General features: G+C 65.3%; 2 protein-coding genes. Both read right to left on the reverse strand.

What is annotated here, in order from left to right; genetic code table 11:
* Positions 1 to 71: 71 nt before the first annotated feature.
* The gene (locus EOA28_RS34090) at positions 72 to 1,328 is read right to left on the reverse strand and encodes a D-amino acid dehydrogenase (protein ID WP_127252678.1); all 1,257 of its coding nucleotides are present in this window, start codon (positions 1,326 to 1,328) and stop codon (positions 72 to 74) included.
* Positions 1,329 to 1,494: 166 nt separating this feature from the next.
* The coding region (locus tag EOA28_RS34095) for an NAD-dependent epimerase/dehydratase family protein (protein WP_148671048.1) at positions 1,495 to 2,008 on the reverse strand (514 nt) is incomplete at its 5' end.

Raw genomic sequence — 2,008 nt, forward strand, 5'->3', positions numbered from 1 at the left:
CCGTTGTACGGGGAGAAGGTGCCCGAAGGGCGGATGAGGGGCGGCGCCGACGTCAATAATCGAAGGGCCCTTCAGCGTGCCGTCCCGTATAGCAATCCCAGCGGGTCGATCTGCGGCTTTCTGCCGGCGACGACATCCGCCAGGAATTGCCCCGAGCCGCAGGCCATCGTCCAGCCGACATGGCCGTGGCCGGTGTCGAGATAAAGATTGCGGTATCTCGCCTGGCCGATGACCGGTACCGAGTTCGGCATCATCGGCCGCAGGCCGGCCCAGAATACGGCCTTCTTCTCGTCGAAGGCACCCGGGAAAAGATCCTTGCCGGTTTCCAGGATGGTCCTGAAATCGCTGGGCTTGAAGCTGCGGTCGAAGCCGGTGAACTCGGCCGTCGAGGACATGCGCAGGCGGTTGCCGAGCCTGGAATAGCCGATCAGCCGGTCCTCGTCGGCGCCGCCCATGGTCGGCCCCTTGCTTTCGTCTTCCAAGGGAATCGTCGCGGTGTAGCCCTTCACCGGGTAAACCGGCAGGTCGATGCCGTAACGGCGGCCGAACAGGCCGCTTTCCGGCCCGATCGAGATGACGACGGCGTCGCCGGCGACCGTGCCGGCCGAGGTCATGACGGCGCGCACCCGGTCGCCCTCGATGTCGAGGCCCTGGACCGTCGTGCCGAACAGGAATTTGACGCCGAGCTTCTCGGCGGCATAGGCGGCGAGCCTGTCGGTGAACTGCTTGGAATCGCCGGTCTGGTCGATCGGCGAATAGATGCCGCCGGCGATCTTTTCCTTCACGCCGGCAAGCCCCGGCTCCAGCTCGACCAGACGCTCGCGGCCGACGATCTCGATCGGCAGGCCGTGCTCGCCGAGATAGCGATAATTGTCGGTGCCGGTGTCGAGGCTCTTTTGCGAGCGGAAGAAGTAGAGGATGCCCTTCTTGCGCTCGTCGTAATGGATGCCGGTGTCCTCCGACAGTTGATTGATGCACTCGCGGGAATGCAGCGCGAGCCTAAGCTTGATGTCAGTGTTGGCGCGCAGCCGCTTCACCGTGCATTCGCGCAGGAAGCGCAGGCTCCAGGTGTAGAAATAGGGATCGAGGCGGAGCCTCACCTTGATGCCGAGGTCGTGGTTCCAAAGCGCGCGCAGGAAGGTCTTCAGCGCGGCGGGCGAAGCCCAGGCGGTGGCGTCGCCGGGCGACACCAGACCGGCATTCGACTGGCTGGTGCCGCGCGCCACCGCCTCGTGGCGCTCGATCACCGTCACCTCGTGACCGTCCTTGGCCAGATAGTAGGCGGCCGCCGTGCCAACGACGCCGGCGCCGAGAACCAGGATCTTCATGCCGTCCCCTCAAGCATTATGGCAGCGGCACGCGCCACAGCGCACCGCTGCATGAGGCTCAATACCGCGTCTAAGAGCGCCGGACGAGCCCTTGGCCCAACAGCTGGACTAGTTGTCTTGACGCAATTCCGGACGGAAAACCGCTACACACTTTTCCTGGAATTGCTCAGTTTCGAACCGAGTTCTTGGTCGTCAGGATGCGCTCCCAGGCCAGCGCATCGTTGACGATTAGGTCGAGATCGTCGCGCTGCGGCGTCCAGCCGAGCTCCTTGCGGGCAAGCTCGGAATTGGCGACCACGGCAGCGGCGTCGCCGGGCCGGCGATCGCCCATGCGGACATCGAAATCATGGCCGAAGGCGCGGCGCACGCTGTCGATCACCTCGAGCACGGAATAGCCGTGGCTGTAACCGCAATTGGCGACGAGGCTTGTGCCGCCGGCGCGCAGCCGCTGCAGCGCCAGCCGGTGCGCGGCGGCGAGATCGCTGACATGGATGTAGTCGCGCATGCAGGTGCCGTCCGGCGTCGGATAGTCGGTGCCGAAGACCTGCATGAAGGCACGCTTGCCGAGCGCGGTCTCGCAGGCCACCTTGATCAGATGCGTAGCGCCGGGCGTCGACTGTCCGGTGCGGCCCTTCGGGTCGGCGCCGGCGACGTTGAAATAGCGCAGCGCCGTGTAACGG

It is taken from the genome of Mesorhizobium sp. M2A.F.Ca.ET.067.02.1.1, from assembly GCF_004023285.1.
Classification (GTDB): Bacteria; Pseudomonadota; Alphaproteobacteria; order Rhizobiales; family Rhizobiaceae; genus Mesorhizobium.